Origin of the sequence: Sphingobium sp. BS19, assembly GCF_027925545.1 — a bacterium.
Classification (GTDB): Bacteria; Pseudomonadota; Alphaproteobacteria; order Sphingomonadales; family Sphingomonadaceae; genus Sphingobium.
This window is the reverse complement of sequence record NZ_BSEF01000001.1, coordinates 14,869-34,044: the sequence shown is the minus strand read 5'-3', so window position 1 is coordinate 34,044 and position 19,176 is coordinate 14,869. Positions and strand designations below refer to the sequence as shown.

The following is a 19,176-nucleotide window of genomic DNA, read 5'->3' as shown; positions in this document are numbered from 1 at the left end:
TGGTTGTGAGGCCCAGAATAGCGCGGAAAATCGATTAGGCCAGCGCTGGTTCATGCGTCATCGAATGCCCATGCGTACAGCGCCGCGATCAAAGCCACGCCTGTCGCGATCCATAGCGCCGCGAGACCTATCGCAGCATAGGCAAGCGCGCCGATCACCGCGCCCGTGGCAAGCCCCGCCCATAGCAATGCAAAGGGCCACCAGTCCCAGGCCGGATCGCCCAGCAGAGCGCCCGCGAGCCGCTGACCCATCTTTACCAAGGTTCCAGTCATGTAGGTGAGACCAATCTGCACATCGCCATCGCGGGCGAAGACGGCGTTCTCCGCGCCCATGGCGAGCGCCATGCCCGCAGCAGCGATAAGGGGATGGCCCAGCGCGCCGGCACAGGCTCCAGCCCCCAAAAGCCCGCTGACGGTCAGCAACACCCCAACCTTCGGTCGCCGCGCGGTACGGCCGACTAGGGAGCCGATCACGACACCCGCCACGAACAGGGCGATAAGCCCCCCTGCGCGCGATGCCGCTGCGGCATGGTCCACGAGCCCGACGGCCATGCGCGTCGTGTTGCCGCTCATGAACGAAACGAAGAAGCCGCCAAGCGCCATGAAGCCCACGGCATCGACGTAGCCCGCCAATGCCGAAAGCCCCATCGCGAAGAGGCGGACGCGCCGGTTCTGCCGTATCACGTCCGCCTCATTCGATCAGACGACGCCATAGGCCAGCATGGCATCGGCGACTTTCTTGAAACCGGCGATGTTCGCGCCCTTCACATAGTCGATATAGCCGCCGCCCTGATCGCCATAGGCAACGCAACTGCTGTGGATGCCTTCCATGATGTCGAGCAGAAGCTGTTGCAGTTCCGATTCCTTCCACGACCGCCGTTCGCTGTTCTGGCTCATTTCGAGGCCGGAGACGGCGACGCCGCCTGCATTGGCAGCCTTGCCCGGTGCGAACAGGATTTTCGCGTCCTTGAACACATGCACACCGGCCAGATTGGTCGGCATGTTCGCGCCTTCGGCAACGGCCATGCAGCCATTGGCGACCAGCATCTTGGCGTCCTCACCCAGCAATTCGTTCTGGGTCGCGCAGGGAAGTGCGACATCGCAGGGGACGCCCCAAGGCGTCTTGCCCTCGACGAACGTCGCGCCAGGATATTCGGTTACGTAATCCGCGATGCGTCCGCGACGCTTGGTCTTGTGGGCCTTGACCCAGTTGATCTTTTCCTGCGTGATGCCATCGGGATCGTGGATGAAGCCTTGGCTATCCGACAGGGTCAGCACCTTGCCGCCCAGTTGCACGACCTTTTCGGCGGCATGGGTCGCGACGTTGCCGGAGCCGGAGATGACCGCCGTCTTGCCGCTCAGATCCTGCCCCTTGGTTTTGAGCATGTTGGCGAGGAAATAGACCGCGCCATAGCCGGTTGCCTCGGTGCGGATCAGCGAGCCACCATATTCGAGACCTTTGCCGGTCAACACGCCGGTAAACTGATTGGTGATGCGCTTGTATTGACCGAACATATAGCCGATTTCGCGCGCGCCCACGCCGATGTCGCCCGCAGGCACGTCGATATCTGCGCCGACATGACGATAAAGTTCGGTCATGAAGCTCTGGCAGAAGCGCATGACTTCATGGTCGCTCTTGCCCTTCGGGTTGAAATTCGCGCCCCCCTTGCCGCCACCCATGGGGAGGCCGGTGAGTGCGTTTTTGAACGTCTGTTCGAAGGCGAGGAATTTGAGGACGCTTTCGGTGACCGACGGGTGGAAACGGATTCCCCCCTTGTACGGGCCGATGCTGTTGTTGTTCTGCACGCGCCAGCCCCGATTGACGCGGATATTGTGGTTGTCGTCTTCCCAGCAGACGCGGAACGACACGATCCGGTCCGGCTCGGCAATGCGGCGCAGGATCTGGTAGTGATGATATTGTTCTTTGTCGGCGATGAAGTCGTAAATATCCTCGGCGACTTCCTGCACGGCCTGAACGAACTCGTTCTGCCCAGGGTTACGCTTCCTTACGCCTTCGATAAATGTTGGCAGGTCGACATGATCTGAAACGGCCATCTTGCTCTCCCCATATGGTGATACCAGTGCCGACCCGCAAAGCCCAATTCGATTCGGGCCATATTTCGTTGCGCGACTGTATCAGTAAATGTGCTGGAGGCACGTGGTTTCGGCGGGGTTCAGGGTGCCGGAGCAGAGATATTGCGCAATGCGGTGGGCCGTGCAGCCCCTCTCCCCTCAGGGGAAGAGGGGGAACCATTATTTGCCGTCCAGCACCGATGCAATTGCTGTGGAGACGTCCGCCATGTCGGCCATGCCATCAACGCGGCTGACGATGCCGCGCGCTTCGTAGATCGGCAGGATCGGGGCGGTTTTCGCGCGATACTCGGTCATGCGGGTGCGGACGGTTTCCTCGTTGTCGTCGGGACGACGTTTGAAGTCCGTGCTGCCGCATTTGTCACACACGCCCTCAACCTTGGGCTGCTTGAACGTGTCGTGATAACCTTCGCCACAACTGGCGCAAGTAAAACGGCCGGTGATGCGTTCGACCAGCGCATCCTCATCAACTTCCAGCTCGATGACATGGTGGAGCGTGCGGCCGCGCGTCGAAAGGATTTCGTCCAGCGACTCCGCCTGTGCGGCGGTGCGGGGATAGCCGTCGAAGATGACGCCTGTTTCGGGAGCCAGTCCATCGAGCGCTTCGCCAATAATGCCGGACACGATCTCATCGGATACAAGCTGGCCAGCGTCCATCACGGCCTTCGCTTTCACGCCTGTCGGTGAGCCAGCCTTGACGGCGGCGCGCAGCATATCGCCCGTGGAGAGCTGCACCATACCCCGGCTGTCGACCAGCAGGGTTGCTTGAGTGCCTTTGCCGGCGCCCGGTGGGCCAAGCAGAATGATGTTCATGCGCGCACGTCTCCCCTGTTATTTGGCGATTGCTCCGCTGGTTGTTTAGCGGATGCGGCCCTTGAGCTTCGCCTTCTTGATCAGATCGCCATATTGATGGGCGAGCAGGTGGCTTTGAATCTGGGTCACGGTGTCTACCGTTACGTTGACCACGATCAACAGGCTAGTCCCACCAAGGTAGAAGGGAATGCCCGCGCGCGCGATCAGGAATTCGGGGATGAGGCAAATGATCGCCAGATAAGCTGCACCGATGACAGTGATACGTGTGAGAACGTAATCAAGGTATACTTCGGTGTTCTTGCCCGGACGGATGCCGGGAATGAAGCCGCCGTTACGCTTCAGATTGTCCGCCGTTTCTTCCGGATTGAAGACAATCGCGGTGTAGAAGAAGCAGAAGAACACGATGCCCAGACCGTACAGGCCCATATAGAGCGGGCTGCCATGCGACAGATACTGGTTCAGCGTCAGGACGAAGTCGCCCATCTTGCTTTCGCCGGCAACGGTCTGCCCAGCGAATTGCGAGATGGTCAGCGGCATGAGCAGCAGAGACGAGGCGAAGATCGGCGGGATGACGCCAGCGGTGTTGACCTTGAGCGGCAGATGGCTGCGATCCGCCTGCATGATGCCCTGGCGGGTTTGCCGCTTGGGATACTGGATCAGGACGCGGCGCTGTGCGCGCTCCATGAAACAGATGAAGGCTATAAGACCAAGGCACAATATGATCACGCCCATGATGAGCAGACCGGAGATCGACCCTTCACGCCCCGACGCGAACAGATTGCCGAGTGTCACAGGAAGCTGGGCAACGATACCCGCCATGATGATGAGCGAGGTGCCGTTGCCGATGCCGCGGCTGGTGATTTGCTCACCCAGCCACATCAGGAACATCGTGCCGCCGATCAGCGAGATGACAGCAGCAACACGGAACAACATGCCCGGATCGACGACCGCCTGCTGACCAGCCTGCGCGCCGAAGCTTTCGAGGCCGACGGCGATGAAATAGCCCTGCACCGCGGTCAGGCCAACGGTGCCGTAGCGGGTATATTGGTTGAGCTTCTTGCGACCGCTTTCGCCTTCCTTCTTGATCGCCGCCAGTTGGGGCGAGAGGGACGCGGACAACTGCACCACGATCGACGCCGTGATGTAGGGCATGACGCCGAGCGCGATGAGGCTCATGCGCTGGAGCGAACCACCCGAAAAGGTGTTGAAAATATCGAGGATGCCGCCCTGCGTCTGCTTGTAGAGCTGCGCCAGCACGGTCGGGTCGACACCCGGCAGCGGCACGAAGCTCAGGAAGCGGAATACGATCAGAGCGCCTACGGTAAACCACAGGCGCTTCTTGAGATCAGTCGCCTGGCTGAACTTGGCGAAGCTGATATTCGATGCAAGCTGGTCGGCTCTCGATGCCATGCGCTTTTCAAACCTTCAAATCTTGTGCGACGGCCCTGTAATGGGGACCGGACTCGCAAATCCCTTAGCGGGGGAGTCTATGCCTGTCATCCTTCATCCGACACAGCCAGCATGTGCAGCCGAGACGCATGGAGGGACAAAGGCCAGAAATGGATAACCCCGCCAACCCATTATCGGGCAGCGGGGTCATGCATTCAACCCTTGCGGGCGATCACTTCTTGCCTGCAGCCTTGGCGGCGGCAAGCGTCGTGCCCTTCTTGGCCTTCGCCTTTTCAGCAGCCGAGACGGTTTCGAGCACTTCAACCTTACCACCAGCCTGTTCGACGGCAGCAACAGCCGAGGCCGATGCACCAGCAACCGAGAAGCTAACGCCCTTGGTTGTCAGTTCGCCCTTGGCGAGCAGGCGAACGCCATGCTTGCCACCGCGCGAGATGTTCGCAGCGCGCAGAGCGGCCTGATCGACGACAGCCTTCGCATCGAGCTTGCCTGCGTCGATTGCCTTCTGAACGGCGCCCAGGTTCACGGTCGCGAAATCCTTGGCGAAGATGTTGTTGAAGCCGCGCTTAGGAATACGCATGTGGAGCGGCATCTGGCCACCCTCGAAGCCGTTGATCGCAACGCCCGAGCGTGCCTTGGCACCCTTTTGACCGCGACCGGCGGTCTTGCCCTTGCCCGAACCGATGCCGCGTCCGACTCGCATACGGCCCTTGCGAGCGCCTTCGTTGTCCTTGATGTCATTCAGCTTAAAAGTCATGTCGTGCACTCGCTTTCGCTTTTGTCGCGCTGTTCCAAAATCGGAACGGGATAGAGGAGCGGTCCGCTACGCTATCCAATTGTAAAACGCCAGTAGTGAAAAACACGAAAGAGGGGCTTCCCCCTCTCCCGCTTGATTTTCACTGAACCGGGAGGGCTTTTAGCCTTCCAGGATTTCCACCATGTGCGGCAGCTTCGTGATCATGCCACGGATTTCCGCGCTGTCGTTCAGTTCCACCACACGGTGCATCTTGTTCAGGCCGAGGCCGATCAGGATCTGCCGCTGTGCCGCGGGACGGCGGATCGGCGAACCGATCTGCTTGATCTTGATGGTCGACTTCTTTTCGGACTTTGCCATATCGCTTACTCCGCAATCGCTTCGGCGTCTGCCTGCGCCACTTCGGCACTGGCTCCGCCACGACGCAGAAGGTCGGCGACCTTCTTACCGCGACGCTGCGCCACCGACTTGGGGCTGGTCTGTTCGCCCAGCGCCTCGAACGTGGCGCGGATCATGTTGTAGGGATTCGACGTGCCGTTGGACTTCGTCACCACGTCGGCAACCCCCAGGCTTTCGAACACAGCGCGCATCGGGCCACCGGCGATGATACCCGTACCGGCAGGTGCCGAACGGACAGTTACGTTGCCGGCACCGAAATGGCCGAGACCATCGTGATGCAGCGTGCGGCCTTCCTTCAGGGGAACGCGGACCATTGCCTTCTTGGCAGCGGCGGTCGCCTTGCTGATCGCTTCAGGCACTTCGCGTGCCTTGCCATGACCAAAGCCTGCACGGCCCTTGCCATCGCCGACCACGACGAGTGCAGCAAAGCCGAAGCGCTTGCCGCCCTTCACGGTCTTCGAAACGCGGTTGATGTGCACCAGCTTCTCGATCAGTTCTTCGCCCTGATCTTCGTCGCGGTTGCCGCCACGGCGATCGTCACGACGACCGCCACGGTTGCGGTCGTTGCCGCCACGATTGTTGCCGCCACCGGGGCCGCTGCGACCACGGCGCGGGCCGCGATTTTCGGTCGGTGCCGCTTCAGGCGCATCCACAGCCGGAGCGGCTGCTGCAATGTTGTTTTCGTCTGCCATCATCAGAACTCCAGACCGCCTTCACGAGCGGCATCGGCCAGCGCCTTGACGCGGCCATGAAACAGGAAGCCTCCACGGTCGAACACGACCTTGGTCACGCCTGCCTTGGTTGCGGCAGCCGCCACGCGCTTGCCGACTTCGGCAGCCGCTTCGGCAGTTGCGCCAGTCTTGCCCAGCGCCTTGGCGCCGACGTCCTTGTCCAGAGTCGAAGCCGAAGCGAGGGTCTTGCCCTGTGCGTCGTCGATGATCTGGGCATAGATATGTCGACCCGAACGGTGGATGGACAGGCGCGGACGCGGGTTTTGACCCGAGCGTGCCTTGAGAGCGGTACGGACGCGCTGACGGCGCCGATCAAAGAGAGAGAGTTTCGCCATGGCTTACTTCTTCTTGCCTTCTTTGCGGAAGATGAACTCGCCCGCATATTTGATGCCCTTGCCCTTGTAAGGCTCCGGCTTGCGCCAGCGGCGGATTTCAGCGGCGACCTGGCCGACCTGCTGCTTGTCGTTGCCACTGATGTTGATCGTGGTGTTGTCCGGCGTCGCAATCGTGATGCCCTCAGGGATCGCGAAATCGACGTCATGGCTGTAGCCGAGCTGCAACTTCAGGTTCTTACCCTGCGAGTTGGCGCGGTAGCCGACACCGGTGATCAGCAACTGCTTGGTGAAGCCCTCGGTGACGCCTGTCACCAGGTTCTGCACCAGCGTACGCTGCATACCCCAGAATGCGCGAGCAGCCTTGGTCTTGTTGGCCGGCTGCACCGAAATGCCGTCGGCTTCCAGCGTGTAGCTGATTTCGTCACGCAGCGGCATGGCGAGGGTACCCTTGGGGCCCTTCACCGAGAGCTGCTTGCCCTCGATCGTCGCAGTCACCCCCGAAGGGATCGCGACCGGTTTTTTACCGATGCGGCTCATCAGAATACCTCCGCCAGCACTTCGCCACCGACATTCTGTTCGCGCGCTTCAGCGTCCGACAGAACGCCACGCGGCGTAGAAACGATGGTGATGCCCAGGCCGTTACGAACGACCGGAAGGTCCTTCGAGCCGGAATAGACCCGGCGGCCAGGCTTCGAGACGCGGGCAACATGCTTGATCGCGGGCTGGCCTTCGAAATATTTCAGTTCGATGCGCAGGCCGGGGTGCTTGCCCAGGTCTTCTTCGGAATAACCGCGGATATAGCCTTCACGCTGCAGCACGTCGAGAACGCGCGCACGCAGCTTCGACGCCGGGGACATAACGCTGTCCTTCTTCGCCTGCTGGCCGTTGCGGATGCGGGTGAGCATATCACCCAGTGGATCGGTCAATGCCATGAGTTGATATCCTTACCAGCTCGACTTGGTGACGCCGGGGATCAGGCCCTTGTTGGCCAGATCGCGCAGCTGAATACGGCAGAGCCGGAACTTGCGATAATATGCACGGGGACGGCCGGTCACTTCGCAACGGTTACGAATCCGCGTGGGATTCCCGTTACGGGGGATTTCAGCCATCTTCAAACGCGCGATAAGACGCTCGCCGTCATCAGCGTTGGTGTCGGCGGCAATCGCCTTCAGCCGGGCATATTTGCCAGCATACTTCTTCACCAGCTTCTTGCGCCGTTCGTTCTTATTGATGGAACTCAGTTTCGCCATGACTTAAGTTCTCTTCCTTTCTCTGGCAGGTCCGCTCACGCGGCCTGCTTTGCCTCTTCAACCGGGAACGGGAAACCGAACAAGCGCAGCAGCTCGCGCGCTTCGTCGTCCGTCTTCGCGGTCGTGGTGACGATGATGTCCATGCCGCGCACCTTATCGATGCGGTCATAGTTGATTTCCGGGAAAATGATCTGTTCCTTGATCCCGAAGGCGTAGTTGCCACGGCCATCGAAAGACTTCGGATTCAGACCACGGAAATCGCGAATGCGGGGCATGGCGACGGTGATCACGCGATCAAGAAATTCGTACATGCGTTCGCGACGAAGGGTTACCTTCGCACCGATCGGCATGCCTTCGCGCAGCTTGAACTGAGCGATCGACTTCTTGGCCTTGGTGATGACCGGCTTCTGGCCAGCAATCAGTTCCATTTCCTCAGCAGCTGCAGTGACCTTCTTCTTGTCCTGCGTCGCTTCGCCCACACCCATGTTCAGAACGATCTTTTCGATCTTAGGAACTTCCATGTGGTTCTTGTAGCCGAACTTCTCGGTCATCGCCTTGACGATTGTCTCGTCATATTGCGACTTCATCCGAGGAATGTATTTTTCATCAGCCATCGATCGTCTCCCCGGACTTCACGGCCACGCGGACCTTCTTGCCGTCCTTGGTTTCGAAGCGAATACGGGTCGGCTTGTTGTCCGGACCGGCAATCGCGACGTTGGAAATGTGGAGCGGCGCCGGCTTGCGGTCGATGCCGCCCTGCGGGTTCGCCTGGTCAGGCTTGCGGTGACGTGCGTGCACGTTGATGCCTTCCACCAGGACTTTGTCGTCCTTCGGGAACATCTGCAGGACAGTGCCGGTACGGCCCTTGTCCTTGCCTGCGAGCACGACGACCTTGTCGCCCTTCTTGATGCGTGCGGCGCTCATTACAGCACCTCCGGAGCCAGCGAGATGATCTTCATGTGCTTGCGCGCGCGCAGCTCACGGACCACCGGGCCAAAGATACGGGTGCCGATGGGCTCCTCGTTCTTGTTCACCAGAACGGCGGCGTTACCGTCGAAACGGATCACCGAACCGTCTGCACGGCGGATGTCCTTGGCGGTACGCACGATGACGGCACGGTGCACGTCACCTTTCTTAACGCGACCCTTGGGCTGCGCTTCCTTCACGGAGACGACGATGATGTCGCCTACGCTGGCAAAGCGCCGCTTCGAGCCGCCAAGCACCTTGATGCACTGGACGCGCTTGGCGCCCGAGTTATCGGCCACCTCAAGATTTGACTGCATCTGGATCATGGATCCGGTTCCTTCTTACTTGGCTTTCCGGGGCTTGGCGTGCGCCTTACCTCGGGAGTTCCGTGTTTGTGTCAGCTCAGGACGCGGCTTCGGGCGACTTGTGCGTATCCACCCGCTCGATGACCTTCCAGGTCTTGAGCTTCGAGATCGGCGCTGTCTCCTCGATGCGAACCGTTTCACCTTCGTGATAGGCGTTCACTTCGTCGTGAGCGTGATACTTCTTCGAGCGGCGGATGATCTTGCCATAGAGCGGGTGCTTAACCTTGCGCTCCACGAGGACCACTACCGTCTTGTCGGTCTTGTCGGAAACGATCGTTCCCGTAAGCACGCGCTTGGGCATGATGCGTTCCTTCCTTACTTGGCAGGAGCGGCGCGGGTGCGCTCGCCCTGCAACGTCTTGATCTGTGCGATCGACCGACGGACTTCCTTGACCCGGCTCGGCTTTTCGAGCTGGTTCGTTGCGGCCTGAAAGCGCAGGTTAAACTGCTCGCGCTTCAGGTTGCCAAGCTCGGTCGAAAGCTCGTCGTCGGACTTGGTCTTGAGGTCAGCTACGTTTGCCATGTCCTCAGGCTCCCAGATGCGAGGTGTCACCCAGACGGGCAACGACCTTGGTCTTGATCGGCAGCTTCATCGCAGCGCGCGAGAAAGCTTCGGCGGCCAGCGGGCCGGGTACACCGTCCAGCTCGAACAGGATGCGGCCCGGCTTAACCCGTGCTGCCCAATATTCGATCGAACCCTTGCCCTTACCCTGACGGACTTCAGCGGGCTTCTTCGACACGGGAACGTCCGGGAAGATGCGGATCCACAAACGGCCCTGACGGCGAATGTGACGTGTGATCGCACGACGGGCCGCTTCGATCTGACGCGCGGTCAGACGATCTGGTTCCATCGCTTTGAGGCCATAGGAGCCAAAGTTCAAGTCGGTGCCACCCTTGGCCTCGCCCTTGATCCGGCCCTTGAAAGCCTTGCGAAACTTGGTTTTCTTCGGTTGCAGCATGATGCTCTACCTTGTCCTTATCGGGCCGGGCGCACGCCGGAGGTCTGAGCCTCCAGCATGAGCCGGTCCGTTGCCATCGGGTCGTGGCCCAGGATTTCGCCCTTGAAGATCCATACCTTCACGCCGCACACGCCATAGGCGGTGTGTGCCGTCGCTTCAGCATAGTCCACGTTACCGCGCAGCGTGTGCAAGGGAACGCGACCTTCACGATACCATTCGACGCGCGCGATTTCCGCGCCGCCAAGACGACCGCCGCAGGTGATCTTGATGCCTTCGGCACCCAGACGCAGCGCCGACTGAACCGCGCGCTTCATGGCACGACGGAATGCGATACGACGCTCAAGCTGATCGGCAACGCCCTGTGCGACCAAACGGCTGTCGACTTCCGGCTTGCGGATCTCGACGATGTTCAGGCTGACGTCCGAAGTGGTGAACTCGCCCAGCTTCTTGCGAAGCTTCTCGATGTCCGCGCCCTTCTTACCAATGATGACACCGGGACGCGCAGCGTAGATCGAAACGCGGCACAGCTTGGCCGGACGCTCGATAACCACCTTCGAGATCGCAGCCTGCGGCAGCGTCTTGAAGATGAACGTGCGGATCTTGATGTCTTCCATCAGGAGACGGCCATAGTCGGCGCCTTCGGCGTACCAGCGGCTGTCCCAGGTGCGGTTGATCTGAAGACGCAGACCGATCGGATTGCTCTTATGACCCATGACTTACGCCTCTGCCTCTTCTGCCTGTTCGCGGACGACGATGCGTACCCGGCTGAACGGCTTCAGGATGCGGGTGGACTTGCCACGACCGCGAGTGTGGAACCGCTTCATCGTCAGCGCCTTGCCGACCGATGCTTCGGTGACGACCAGTGCGTCGACGTCGAGGTTATGGTTGTTTTCCGCGTTGGCTATGGCCGAAGCCAGAACCTTGCGAACATCAACAGCCATTGCCTTCTTCGAGAAAGCCAGGACGTTCATCGCGTCCTCGACCTTGCGACCGCGGATGAGAGCGGCAACGAGGTTCAGCTTCTGCGCCGAACCACGAATGGTCGTGCCGACTGCCAGTGCCTCATTGTCGGCAACCCGACGGGGGGACTTTTCCTTGCCCATTAGCGCTTGCCCTTCTTGTCGGCAGCATGACCGGGGAAGTAGCGCGTCGGCGCGAACTCACCCAGCTTGTGACCAACCATTTCCTCGTTCACCGAAACGGGAACGTGCTTGCGGCCATTGTAGACGTTGAACGTCAGGCCAACGAACTGCGGCAGGATCGTGGAGCGGCGCGACCAGGTCTTGATCGGTGTGCGCGCATTCGTTTCCTGTGCGGTTTCTGCCTTCTTCAGAAGGCTGAGGTCCACGAACGGACCTTTCCAGACGGAACGAGCCATCGCTTACCTCTTCTTCTTGGCGTGACGTGACCGGATAATCATATTATCGGTCGACTTGTTGTTGCGGGTGCGTGCACCCTTGGTCGGCTTGCCCCACGGCGTGACCGGATGACGGCCACCGGAGGTCCGGCCTTCACCACCACCATGCGGATGGTCGACCGGGTTCTTTGCAACGCCGCGTGTCAGCGGACGCTTGCCGAGCCAGCGGTTACGACCGGCCTTGGCAAGATTGGTGTTGCCGTTGTCGGGGTTCGAAACGGCGCCAACGGTGCCCATGCATTCCGCACGGATGTAGCGCTGTTCACCCGAGTTCAGGCGGACCATGACCATGCCGCGGTCACGACCGACGAGCTGGGCATAGGTGCCAGCGGAACGTGCGAGCTGACCGCCCTTGCCCGGCTTCATTTCCACATTGTGGAAAATCGTGCCGACCGGCATCTGGCCCAGTTCCATCGCATTGCCCGGCTTAACGTCGGTCTTCTTCGCGGCGATCACCTTGTCACCCGGCGCAAGACGCTGGGGAGCAAGGATATAGGCCTGCTCACCATCGGGATAGTTGACCAGCGCGATGAACGCGGTGCGGTTGGGGTCATATTCCAGACGCTCTACCGTGCCTTCGACGTCCCACTTGCGACGCTTGAAGTCGATGATGCGATAGCGCTGCTTGTGACCGCCGGCGATACCGCGCGAGGTCACATGGCCCTTGTTGTTGCGGCCGCCGGTCTTGTTCTTACCTTCGGTAAGCGCCTTGACGGGCTTACCCTTGTGCAGCGCAGACCGATCGACGAGGATCAGGCCGCGGCGTGCGGGGCTGGTCGGATTATAATGCTTGAGTGCCATCTATCCCGCCTCAAATACCGGTGGTGACGTCAATGGACTGGCCTTCGGCCAGCGTGACGATCGCCTTCTTGAAATCGGAACGCTTGTAGGGCTTGCCCTTCCAGCGCTTCACCTTGCCCTTTTGGACAATGGTGTTCACGGCCTTCACCGTCACGCCGAACAGCGCTTCGATGGCAGCCTTGATCTCCGGCTTGGACGCGTCGTTCGCAACCTTGAAAACAACAGCGTTGTTTTCGGACAGCAACGTCGCCTTTTCGGTGATGTGCGGCGCGACGACGACGTCATAGTGACGGTTGTCGACGGTCTTTTCGGGCTTTTTAGCCATTGAAACGGGCCTCCAGCTTTTCGACTGCAGCGCGCGTCAGCACGAGCGCGTCGGCACGAAGAATGTCGTAGACATTGGCACCCACGGCGGGGAGCACATTGACGCCGACCAGATTGGACGAAGCGCGGGCGAAGCTGATGTTGATCGCGTCACCGTCGATGAACAGCGCCTTGCCGAGGCCGAGACCAGCAAGCTTGCCTGCCAGTTCCTGCGTCTTGCCGTCCTTGACGTCGAGATTGTCGATGACCGTAAGCGTTCCGGCTTTCGCCTTCGACGACAGCGCCATCTTCAGGCCGAGCGCGCGAACCTTCTTGTTCAGCGAAGGATTGAAGTCACGGACGCGGGGACCATGAGCCTTACCACCGCCGATGAAGATCGGTGCTGCGCGATCGCCGTGGCGAGCCGTACCGCCGCCCTTTTGGCGACCGAACTTCTTGCCGGTGCGCGACACGTCCGAACGCTCACGCGCTCCACGAGCCGTACCGCGGCGCTTTTCAAGCTGCCAGGTGACAACGCGATGCAGAATGTCGGCGCGCGGCTCAAGGCCGAATACGTCGTCGTTCAGTTCGATATCGCCAGCGGCTGTCGCTTCGAGGGTCTGTACCTTGATCTTCATGGTTTAGCCCTCCTTGTCTTGCGAGCCGGTGGCGTCATCGCCTTCAGCCGGGGTTGCGTTGATGGGCTCGTTGACACCCTCTTCGTTCACCTGTGCGTCCGAAGCGGCGACACCGGCAGCCACTTCGTCGTCACCGGGAAGCGGTGCGATTTCATGGGTTGCGGCGGCCGGAACCATGCCGGGCAAAGTATCGTCCTCTTCGTGGACAACACCCTTTTCCTTCAGGCTGGCAGGATAAGGCACGTCAGCGTGACGGGGAACCTTGACGGCATCCTTGACGGTGAGCCAAGTGCCCTTGGCGCCCGGAACGCTGCCCTTGACGAACAGAAGGCCGCGCTCAACGTCCGTACGCACGATTTCCAGATTCTGCTGGGTGCGTTCACGGTCGCCCATGTGGCCGGCCATCTTCTTGTTCTTGAACACGCGGCCTGGATCCTGACGGTTACCCGTCGAACCATGGGCACGATGCGAGATCGAAACACCGTGGGTTGCGCGCATACCGCCGAAACCCCAACGCTTCATCGCACCGGCAAAACCCTTGCCCTGCGTGTGACCGCTGACATCAACGAGCTGACCCGCGATGAAATGGTCTGCGGCGATTTCCGAACCGACGTCGAGCAGTGCATCCTCGGCAACCCGGAATTCGTAAACCTTTGCCTTGGGCTCAACTTCCGCCTTGGCGAAGTGGCCGCGCTGCGGCTTGGCAACATTCTTAGCCTTGGCGACGCCAGCGCCAAGCTGAACGGCGATGTAGCCGTCACGATCTGTTTCGCGGCGAGCGATAACCTGATTGCCTTCAAGCGCCAGAACGGTGACGGGCACATGGCGGCCATCATCCTGGAACAGGCGGGTCATCCCCACTTTTTTCGCGATCACGCCAGTGCGCATGATCCATACTCCCAATAGAGGCCCGCCGAAATTGACGGGCGTATCCAACGAAAAGACCCCGCAGGAACCATCCTGTGAGGCCAACCCAAAATGTATCGATCACCCCGTCCGGGTTGGATGCTTCCACCAAAGCGGAAGCGACGGGGGACCAGGACCGCAGCAAAAGCTGCGCGGTATCCCTAACCGCTATTAAGCGAGCTTAATCTCGACGTTCACGCCGGCAGCCAAATCGAGCTTCATCAGCGCGTCGACCGTTTGCGGCGTCGGCTGCACAATGTCAAGCATACGCTTGTAAGTGCGAACCTCGAACTGTTCACGCGACTTCTTGTCGACGTGCGGACCACGGTTCACCGTGAACTTCTCGATGCGCGTCGGCAACGGAATGGGACCGCGGATCAACGCACCCGTACGGCGCGCGGTATCGGCAATGTCACCAGTGGCCTGATCCAAAACACGATGGTCAAATGCCTTCAGGCGAATGCGAATATTCTGCGTATCCATGTCCGTTGTACCGATGCGAAAGAGCCAAAAACAAAATCGCCCCAGTTGATCCTCTAGCTAAATTAGCCGGCGAGGACCGGTCCGAGGCGATGAAATCAGGAGCCGCACGAATCACCAGGACCGTGCGGCTCGCTGCCTATATTACTTCGTAATCGTTCCGACAACCCCTGCGCCGACGGTACGACCGCCTTCACGGATTGCGAAGCGCAGACCAGCGTCCATCGCGATCGGTGCGATGAGCTTTACGCCCAGCTTCACGTTGTCGCCCGGCATCACCATTTCGGTGCCTTCGGGGAGAACAACTTCGCCGGTGACGTCGGTCGTGCGGAAGTAGAACTGCGGACGATAGTTCGCAAAGAACGGGGTGTGACGACCGCCTTCTTCCTTCGACAGAACGTAGATTTCCGCGTCGAAGTCAGTGTGCGGCTTGATCGTGCCGGGCTTGCAGAGAACCTGGCCACGCTCAACGTCTTCACGGCCAACGCCACGAACCAGCGCACCGATATTGTCGCCTGCACGACCTTCGTCGAGCAGCTTGCGGAACATTTCAACGCCGGTGACGACGGTCTTGCGGGTGTCCTTGATGCCGACGATCTCGACTTCTTCGCCAACCTTGACGATGCCAGTTTCGACGCGGCCGGTAACAACCGTACCACGACCCGAGATCGAGAACACGTCTTCGATCGGCATCAGGAAGGGCTTGTCAACCGGACGTTCCGGCTGCGGGATCCAGCTATCGACAGCAGCCATCAGCTTGAGAACGGCGTCATGACCGATTTCAGGCGTCTTGTCCTGCAGAGCGGCAACAGCCGAACCGGGGATGATGGGGATGTTGTCGCCATCGAAATCGTAGCTGCTGAGCAGTTCGCGGATTTCGAGTTCAACCAGTTCCAGAATTTCTGCGTCATCAACAAGGTCAACCTTGTTCATGAACACGACGAGCTGAGGAACGCCAACCTGACGTGCGAGCAGGATGTGCTCACGAGTCTGGGGCATCGGGCCGTCGGTGGCCGAAACGACGAGGATCGCGCCGTCCATCTGTGCCGCACCGGTGATCATGTTCTTCACATAGTCAGCGTGGCCCGGGCAATCGACGTGTGCATAGTGGCGTGCTTCGGTTTCATATTCGACGTGTGCGGTCGAAATGGTGATGCCGCGCTCGCGCTCTTCAGGCGCCTTGTCGATGTTGTCGTAGCTGGTGAACGTAGCGCCGCCGGTTTCGGCCAGCACCTTCGTGATCGCTGCGGTCAGCGAGGTCTTGCCATGGTCAACGTGACCGATGGTGCCGATGTTGCAGTGCGGCTTCGTCCGCTCAAACTTAGCTTTCGCCATTTCTCTCTACCTTCTTGTCCAAATAGCTTGGTCTGACCGCTTGGGTGCGCGCCCGCCCCCTTAGTGCGAAGGCGCGTCCATAGCAGCATATTTACATATTGCCAGCCCCGACGACCCCGTTTTTGGGATCGAAGGGGCAATTTTATCAGGCGAGCTTCGCCTTGACTTCGTCTGCCACGTTCTGCGGCACTTCTTCATAATGCGAGAACTGCATGCTGTACTGCGCACGGCCCTGCGTGAACGAGCGAAGCTGGTTCACGTAACCGAACATGTTAGCCAGCGGCACCATCGCTTCGACGACCTGGGCATTGCCCCGGCTGTCGGTGCCCTGAATCTGACCGCGACGGCTGTTCATGTCACCGATGACGTCACCCAGATAATCTTCCGGGGTGACGACTTCGACCTTCATGATCGGTTCGAGCAGCTTGATGCCCGACTTCTGTGCCGCTTCGCGCATTGCGCCGCGTGCGCAGATTTCAAACGCCAGTGCCGACGAGTCGACGTCATGGTAGGCGCCGTCATACAGAACCGCGGTGAAATCGATGATCGGGAAGCCGATGAGCGAACCGGTCGCCGCGATTTCGCGAATACCCTTTTCGACCGACGGGATATATTCCTTGGGAATATTACCGCCCTTGATTTCATCCTTGAAGATGACGCCCTGACCGCGTTCGCCCGGCTCGACCGTGAACTTGATACGACCGAACTGACCCGAACCGCCCGACTGCTTCTTATGCGTGTAGTCGATGTCGACCTTCTTCGCGAGATATTCGCGATAGGCCACCTGCGGCGCGCCGACGTTTGCTTCGACCTTAAATTCGCGCTTCATGCGATCGACGAGGATTTCAAGGTGAAGCTCACCCATGCCCTTGATGATCGTCTGACCGCTTTCGTTGTCCGAAGACACGCGGAACGACGGATCTTCGCGCGCAAGACGGTTGAGCGCGACGCCCATCTTTTCCTGGTCGGCCTTGGTCTTGGGTTCCACCGACAGTTCGATAACCGGCTCAGGGAATTCCATGCGTTCCAAAATGATGGGCGCGTTGGATGCGCACAGCGTGTCACCGGTCGTGGTTTCCTTCAGGCCCGCGAGAGCGACGATGTCGCCAGCGAATGCTTCCTGAATGTCTTCACGGCTGTTGGCATGCATCAGAAGCATACGGCCAACCTTTTCCTTCTTGTCCTTCACCGAGTTAGTGACGGAGGAAGCGGTTTCCAGCTTGCCCGAATAGATGCGAGCGAAGGTCAGCGTGCCGACGAAGGGATCGTTCATGATCTTGAACGCAAGTGCCGAGAACGGCGCTTCATCCGAAGGCGGACGCGTGTCCGGCGTCACGCCGTCCAGCTTGAGGCCTTCGACGTCCTTGATGTCCAGCGGGCTGGGCAGATAGTCGACCACGGCGTCGAGCAAAGGCTGAACGCCCTTGTTCTTGAACGCCGAACCGCAGAGCACAGGCACGAACGAGAAGTTCAGCGTACCCTTACGGATGAGGCGCGTCAGGGTCGCGGCGTCAGGCTCATTACCTTCCAGATAAGCTTCCATGACGTCGTCGTCCTGCTCGACAGCCATTTCGATCAGCTCGGAGCGGGCAGTCGCCGCGGCATCCTTCAGATCGTCAGGAATTTCGGCGTAGTCGAACTTCGCGCCGAGGCTTTCGTCCTGCCAGATGATCGCACGATTGCGCACGAGATCGACGAGGCCCTTAAAGCCGCCTTCGATACCGATCGGCAGATAGAGAACCATCGGGCGGGCGCCCAGACGATCCTTGATCATTTCAACGCAGCGTTCGAAGTTCGCGCCGGTGCGATCGAGCTTGTTAACGAAGCACATGCGGGGCACGTGATACTTCTCAGCCTGACGCCACACGGTTTCGGACTGCGGCTCAACGCCGGCAACGCCATCGAAGCAGGCTACTGCACCATCAAGCACGCGGAGCGAACGCTCGACTTCAATGGTGAAGTCGACGTGGCCGGGGGTGTCGATGATGTTGATCCGATGATCGTCCCAGAAGCATGTCGTTGCAGCGGACGTGATCGTGATCCCGCGCTCCTGCTCCTGCTCCATCCAGTCCATCGTCGCGGCGCCGTCATGGACTTCGCCGATCTTGTAGGACTTGCCGGTGTAATACAGGATACGCTCGGTCGTCGTCGTTTTACCGGCGTCGATGTGCGCCATGATGCCGATGTTGCGATACTTGTCGAGCGGATGGCTGCGGGCCATGATGGTTCACTCCGTTGCCGATGAGCGGCGGTTGGAAATTAAGAATAGGGAAAGCCGGGCGTCGCGCATGGCTACGCCCGGCTTTCTATATAGGTATTACCAGCGGTAATGCGAGAAGGCGCGGTTGGCTTCGGCCATCCGGTGCGTGTCTTCACGCTTCTTCACGGCATTGCCACGGTTGTTCGCGGCATCCAGCAGCTCGCCCGAAAGGCGCGCGGCCATCGTGGTTTCGCTGCGGTTGCGCGCGGCCGTGATGAGCCAGCGGATCGCAAGTGCCTGCGCACGCTCGGGGCGCACTTCGACAGGAACCTGATAGGTCGCACCGCCGACGCGGCGGCTGCGAACTTCGATACCGGGCTTCACATTGTTCAATGCGTCATGGAACATTGCGATGGGATCCTTCTTGGCTTTCGCCTCGACGGTTTCCAGCGCGCCATAGACGATGCCTTCGGCGACGGCCTTCTTACCGTCTTCCATGACACTGTTCATGAACTTGGAAAGGATCTGATCTCCGTACTTGGGATCAGGAAGGATGATGCGCTTTTCTGGGCGACGACGACGTGACATGTTTTCAGTCTCCCTTACTTAGGACGCTTCGCGCCGTACTTCGAACGGCTCTGCTTACGATCCTTGACACCCTGTGTATCGAGGACGCCGCGCAGTACGTGGTAACGCACACCGGGAAGATCTCGCACACGGCCACCGCGGATCAGAACAACGCTGTGCTCCTGAAGGTTATGGCCTTCACCGGGGATGTACGTGATGACTTCGCGCTGGTTGACCAGGCGAACCTTGGCCACCTTACGAAGCGCCGAGTTCGGCTTCTTCGGGGTCGTTGTGTAAACGCGGGTGCAAACGCCGCGCTTTTGCGGGTTCGCATCCATTGCAGGGACCTTTGACTTGGCCTTCTGCGGATCGCGGCCCTTGCGGACCAATTGGTTAATCGTTGGCATGAAGCCCTTCACCTTTTCAAAGTTACTCTGCCGACCTGCCTCATGCGTATCGTT

General features: G+C 59.9%; 29 protein-coding genes. All 29 read right to left on the bottom strand.

Annotated elements, in window-relative coordinates; all coding sequences use genetic code 11:
• Positions 1-50: 50 nt before the first annotated feature.
• Entirely contained in the window at positions 51-683 is a 633-nt protein-coding gene (locus QMG56_RS00230) for a YoaK family protein (protein WP_281820462.1), read from the bottom strand.
• 15 nt (positions 684-698) lie between these two features.
• Entirely contained in the window at positions 699-2,054 is a 1,356-nt protein-coding gene (gene gdhA, locus QMG56_RS00225; protein WP_281820461.1) for an NADP-specific glutamate dehydrogenase, read from the bottom strand.
• Between the two features lie 198 nt (positions 2,055-2,252).
• Positions 2,253-2,903, bottom strand: coding sequence for an adenylate kinase (locus QMG56_RS00220; RefSeq protein ID WP_281820459.1), 651 nt, complete (start codon positions 2,901-2,903; stop codon positions 2,253-2,255).
• Positions 2,904-2,948: 45 nt separating this feature from the next.
• Positions 2,949-4,313, bottom strand: a complete 1,365-nt coding sequence (secY, locus tag QMG56_RS00215) for a preprotein translocase subunit SecY (RefSeq protein WP_281820457.1) — start codon at positions 4,311-4,313, stop codon at positions 2,949-2,951.
• Between the two features lie 211 nt (positions 4,314-4,524).
• Complete coding sequence (gene rplO, locus QMG56_RS00210; protein WP_281820455.1) at positions 4,525-5,067, bottom strand: 50S ribosomal protein L15; 543 nt, start codon at positions 5,065-5,067, stop codon at positions 4,525-4,527.
• A 159-nt stretch (positions 5,068-5,226) separates the two neighbouring features.
• Positions 5,227-5,424, bottom strand: a complete 198-nt coding sequence (gene rpmD / locus QMG56_RS00205) for a 50S ribosomal protein L30 (RefSeq protein WP_281820453.1) — start codon at positions 5,422-5,424, stop codon at positions 5,227-5,229.
• A 5-nt stretch (positions 5,425-5,429) separates the two neighbouring features.
• Positions 5,430-6,155, bottom strand: a complete 726-nt coding sequence (rpsE, locus tag QMG56_RS00200; RefSeq protein ID WP_230189162.1) for a 30S ribosomal protein S5 — start codon at positions 6,153-6,155, stop codon at positions 5,430-5,432.
• A 2-nt stretch (positions 6,156-6,157) separates the two neighbouring features.
• Positions 6,158-6,529: a 50S ribosomal protein L18 gene (gene rplR / locus QMG56_RS00195; RefSeq protein WP_230189085.1), complete on the bottom strand. Its 372-nt coding sequence runs from the start codon at positions 6,527-6,529 to the stop codon at positions 6,158-6,160.
• Positions 6,530-6,532: 3 nt separating this feature from the next.
• Positions 6,533-7,066, bottom strand: coding sequence for a 50S ribosomal protein L6 (gene rplF / locus QMG56_RS00190; RefSeq protein WP_281820452.1), 534 nt, complete (start codon positions 7,064-7,066; stop codon positions 6,533-6,535).
• Positions 7,066-7,461, bottom strand: coding sequence for a 30S ribosomal protein S8 (rpsH, locus tag QMG56_RS00185; RefSeq protein WP_230189087.1), 396 nt, complete (start codon positions 7,459-7,461; stop codon positions 7,066-7,068). The genes rplF and rpsH overlap by 1 nt, the downstream gene beginning before the upstream one ends.
• Before the next feature lie 12 nt (positions 7,462-7,473).
• Complete coding sequence (gene rpsN, locus QMG56_RS00180) at positions 7,474-7,779, bottom strand: 30S ribosomal protein S14 (RefSeq protein WP_230189088.1); 306 nt, start codon at positions 7,777-7,779, stop codon at positions 7,474-7,476.
• A gap of 35 nt (positions 7,780-7,814) precedes the next feature.
• Positions 7,815-8,393, bottom strand: a complete 579-nt coding sequence (rplE, locus tag QMG56_RS00175; RefSeq protein WP_230189089.1) for a 50S ribosomal protein L5 — start codon at positions 8,391-8,393, stop codon at positions 7,815-7,817.
• Positions 8,386-8,703 (bottom strand): 50S ribosomal protein L24, encoded by a 318-nt coding sequence (gene rplX, locus QMG56_RS00170; RefSeq protein ID WP_230189090.1) that lies wholly within the window; start codon positions 8,701-8,703, stop codon positions 8,386-8,388. Before rplX ends, rplE begins: the two co-directional genes overlap by 8 nt.
• Entirely contained in the window at positions 8,703-9,071 is a 369-nt protein-coding gene (gene rplN, locus QMG56_RS00165) for a 50S ribosomal protein L14 (protein ID WP_230189091.1), read from the bottom strand. Before rplN ends, rplX begins: the two co-directional genes overlap by 1 nt.
• A gap of 76 nt (positions 9,072-9,147) precedes the next feature.
• On the bottom strand, positions 9,148-9,411 hold the full coding sequence (gene rpsQ / locus QMG56_RS00160; protein ID WP_230189092.1) for a 30S ribosomal protein S17: 264 nt from the start codon (positions 9,409-9,411) through the stop codon (positions 9,148-9,150).
• Positions 9,412-9,425: 14 nt separating this feature from the next.
• A complete protein-coding gene (gene rpmC, locus QMG56_RS00155) occupies positions 9,426-9,632 on the bottom strand; it encodes a 50S ribosomal protein L29 (RefSeq protein WP_230189093.1) in 207 nt (68 codons plus the stop codon).
• A gap of 4 nt (positions 9,633-9,636) precedes the next feature.
• Positions 9,637-10,068 (bottom strand): 50S ribosomal protein L16, encoded by a 432-nt coding sequence (gene rplP, locus QMG56_RS00150; RefSeq protein WP_230189094.1) that lies wholly within the window; start codon positions 10,066-10,068, stop codon positions 9,637-9,639.
• A 17-nt stretch (positions 10,069-10,085) separates the two neighbouring features.
• Positions 10,086-10,781, bottom strand: coding sequence for a 30S ribosomal protein S3 (gene rpsC, locus QMG56_RS00145; RefSeq protein WP_281820448.1), 696 nt, complete (start codon positions 10,779-10,781; stop codon positions 10,086-10,088).
• A gap of 3 nt (positions 10,782-10,784) precedes the next feature.
• The gene (rplV, locus tag QMG56_RS00140; RefSeq protein ID WP_230189096.1) at positions 10,785-11,171 is read right to left on the bottom strand and encodes a 50S ribosomal protein L22; all 387 of its coding nucleotides are present in this window, start codon (positions 11,169-11,171) and stop codon (positions 10,785-10,787) included.
• Positions 11,171-11,446, bottom strand: a complete 276-nt coding sequence (rpsS, locus tag QMG56_RS00135; protein ID WP_230189097.1) for a 30S ribosomal protein S19 — start codon at positions 11,444-11,446, stop codon at positions 11,171-11,173. Before rpsS ends, rplV begins: the two co-directional genes overlap by 1 nt.
• A 3-nt stretch (positions 11,447-11,449) precedes the next feature.
• Positions 11,450-12,286 (bottom strand): 50S ribosomal protein L2, encoded by an 837-nt coding sequence (gene rplB, locus QMG56_RS00130; RefSeq protein WP_230189098.1) that lies wholly within the window; start codon positions 12,284-12,286, stop codon positions 11,450-11,452.
• Between the two features lie 10 nt (positions 12,287-12,296).
• Positions 12,297-12,611 carry a 50S ribosomal protein L23 gene (locus QMG56_RS00125; protein WP_230189099.1) on the bottom strand — a complete coding sequence of 105 codons (315 nt, stop codon included), beginning with the start codon at positions 12,609-12,611 and terminating at the stop codon, positions 12,297-12,299.
• Positions 12,604-13,227, bottom strand: a complete 624-nt coding sequence (gene rplD / locus QMG56_RS00120) for a 50S ribosomal protein L4 (protein WP_281820445.1) — start codon at positions 13,225-13,227, stop codon at positions 12,604-12,606. The genes QMG56_RS00125 and rplD overlap by 8 nt, the downstream gene beginning before the upstream one ends.
• Positions 13,228-13,230: 3 nt before the next feature.
• Positions 13,231-14,115, bottom strand: coding sequence for a 50S ribosomal protein L3 (gene rplC, locus QMG56_RS00115; RefSeq protein ID WP_230189101.1), 885 nt, complete (start codon positions 14,113-14,115; stop codon positions 13,231-13,233).
• Between the two features lie 189 nt (positions 14,116-14,304).
• A complete protein-coding gene (gene rpsJ, locus QMG56_RS00110; protein WP_104953163.1) occupies positions 14,305-14,616 on the bottom strand; it encodes a 30S ribosomal protein S10 in 312 nt (103 codons plus the stop codon).
• Positions 14,617-14,757: 141 nt separating this feature from the next.
• Positions 14,758-15,948: an elongation factor Tu gene (gene tuf / locus QMG56_RS00105; protein WP_230189102.1), complete on the bottom strand. Its 1,191-nt coding sequence runs from the start codon at positions 15,946-15,948 to the stop codon at positions 14,758-14,760.
• A gap of 145 nt (positions 15,949-16,093) precedes the next feature.
• Positions 16,094-18,169: an elongation factor G gene (gene fusA, locus QMG56_RS00100; RefSeq protein ID WP_230189103.1), complete on the bottom strand. Its 2,076-nt coding sequence runs from the start codon at positions 18,167-18,169 to the stop codon at positions 16,094-16,096.
• A gap of 96 nt (positions 18,170-18,265) precedes the next feature.
• Positions 18,266-18,736, bottom strand: coding sequence for a 30S ribosomal protein S7 (gene rpsG / locus QMG56_RS00095; RefSeq protein ID WP_127691108.1), 471 nt, complete (start codon positions 18,734-18,736; stop codon positions 18,266-18,268).
• Positions 18,737-18,750: 14 nt separating this feature from the next.
• A complete protein-coding gene (rpsL, locus tag QMG56_RS00090) occupies positions 18,751-19,122 on the bottom strand; it encodes a 30S ribosomal protein S12 (protein WP_007707915.1) in 372 nt (123 codons plus the stop codon).
• Positions 19,123-19,176: the final 54 nt, after the last annotated feature.

Coding starts and splice junctions, on each gene's coding strand:
- rplN (WP_230189091.1), bottom strand. CDS start 9,071: ATGATCCAGATGCAGTCAAATCTTGAGGTGGCCGATAACTCGGGCGCC.
- rplP (WP_230189094.1), bottom strand. CDS start 10,068: ATGCTGCAACCGAAGAAAACCAAGTTTCGCAAGGCTTTCAAGGGCCGG.
- rpsJ (WP_104953163.1), bottom strand. CDS start 14,616: ATGGATACGCAGAATATTCGCATTCGCCTGAAGGCATTTGACCATCGT.
- rplB (WP_230189098.1), bottom strand. CDS start 12,286: ATGGCACTCAAGCATTATAATCCGACCAGCCCCGCACGCCGCGGCCTG.
- rpsS (WP_230189097.1), bottom strand. CDS start 11,446: ATGGCTCGTTCCGTCTGGAAAGGTCCGTTCGTGGACCTCAGCCTTCTG.
- tuf (WP_230189102.1), bottom strand. CDS start 15,948: ATGGCGAAAGCTAAGTTTGAGCGGACGAAGCCGCACTGCAACATCGGC.
- QMG56_RS00125 (WP_230189099.1), bottom strand. CDS start 12,611: ATGGCTAAAAAGCCCGAAAAGACCGTCGACAACCGTCACTATGACGTC.
- rplR (WP_230189085.1), bottom strand. CDS start 6,529: ATGGCGAAACTCTCTCTCTTTGATCGGCGCCGTCAGCGCGTCCGTACC.
- rpsQ (WP_230189092.1), bottom strand. CDS start 9,411: ATGCCCAAGCGCGTGCTTACGGGAACGATCGTTTCCGACAAGACCGAC.
- secY (WP_281820457.1), bottom strand. CDS start 4,313: ATGGCATCGAGAGCCGACCAGCTTGCATCGAATATCAGCTTCGCCAAG.
- rpsG (WP_127691108.1), bottom strand. CDS start 18,736: ATGTCACGTCGTCGTCGCCCAGAAAAGCGCATCATCCTTCCTGATCCC.
- rpsL (WP_007707915.1), bottom strand. CDS start 19,122: ATGCCAACGATTAACCAATTGGTCCGCAAGGGCCGCGATCCGCAGAAG.
- rplV (WP_230189096.1), bottom strand. CDS start 11,171: ATGGGCAAGGAAAAGTCCCCCCGTCGGGTTGCCGACAATGAGGCACTG.
- rplF (WP_281820452.1), bottom strand. CDS start 7,066: ATGAGCCGCATCGGTAAAAAACCGGTCGCGATCCCTTCGGGGGTGACT.
- rplX (WP_230189090.1), bottom strand. CDS start 8,703: ATGAGCGCCGCACGCATCAAGAAGGGCGACAAGGTCGTCGTGCTCGCA.
- rplO (WP_281820455.1), bottom strand. CDS start 5,067: ATGACTTTTAAGCTGAATGACATCAAGGACAACGAAGGCGCTCGCAAG.
- rplC (WP_230189101.1), bottom strand. CDS start 14,115: ATGCGCACTGGCGTGATCGCGAAAAAAGTGGGGATGACCCGCCTGTTC.
- rpsN (WP_230189088.1), bottom strand. CDS start 7,779: ATGGCGAAACTGAGTTCCATCAATAAGAACGAACGGCGCAAGAAGCTG.
- QMG56_RS00220 (WP_281820459.1), bottom strand. CDS start 2,903: ATGAACATCATTCTGCTTGGCCCACCGGGCGCCGGCAAAGGCACTCAA.
- rpmC (WP_230189093.1), bottom strand. CDS start 9,632: ATGGCAAACGTAGCTGACCTCAAGACCAAGTCCGACGACGAGCTTTCG.
- rpsH (WP_230189087.1), bottom strand. CDS start 7,461: ATGGCATTGACCGATCCACTGGGTGATATGCTCACCCGCATCCGCAAC.
- gdhA (WP_281820461.1), bottom strand. CDS start 2,054: ATGGCCGTTTCAGATCATGTCGACCTGCCAACATTTATCGAAGGCGTA.
- rpsC (WP_281820448.1), bottom strand. CDS start 10,781: ATGGGTCATAAGAGCAATCCGATCGGTCTGCGTCTTCAGATCAACCGC.
- rpsE (WP_230189162.1), bottom strand. CDS start 6,155: ATGGCAGACGAAAACAACATTGCAGCAGCCGCTCCGGCTGTGGATGCG.
- rplE (WP_230189089.1), bottom strand. CDS start 8,393: ATGGCTGATGAAAAATACATTCCTCGGATGAAGTCGCAATATGACGAG.
- fusA (WP_230189103.1), bottom strand. CDS start 18,169: ATGGCCCGCAGCCATCCGCTCGACAAGTATCGCAACATCGGCATCATG.
- rpmD (WP_281820453.1), bottom strand. CDS start 5,424: ATGGCAAAGTCCGAAAAGAAGTCGACCATCAAGATCAAGCAGATCGGT.
- rplD (WP_281820445.1), bottom strand. CDS start 13,227: ATGAAGATCAAGGTACAGACCCTCGAAGCGACAGCCGCTGGCGATATC.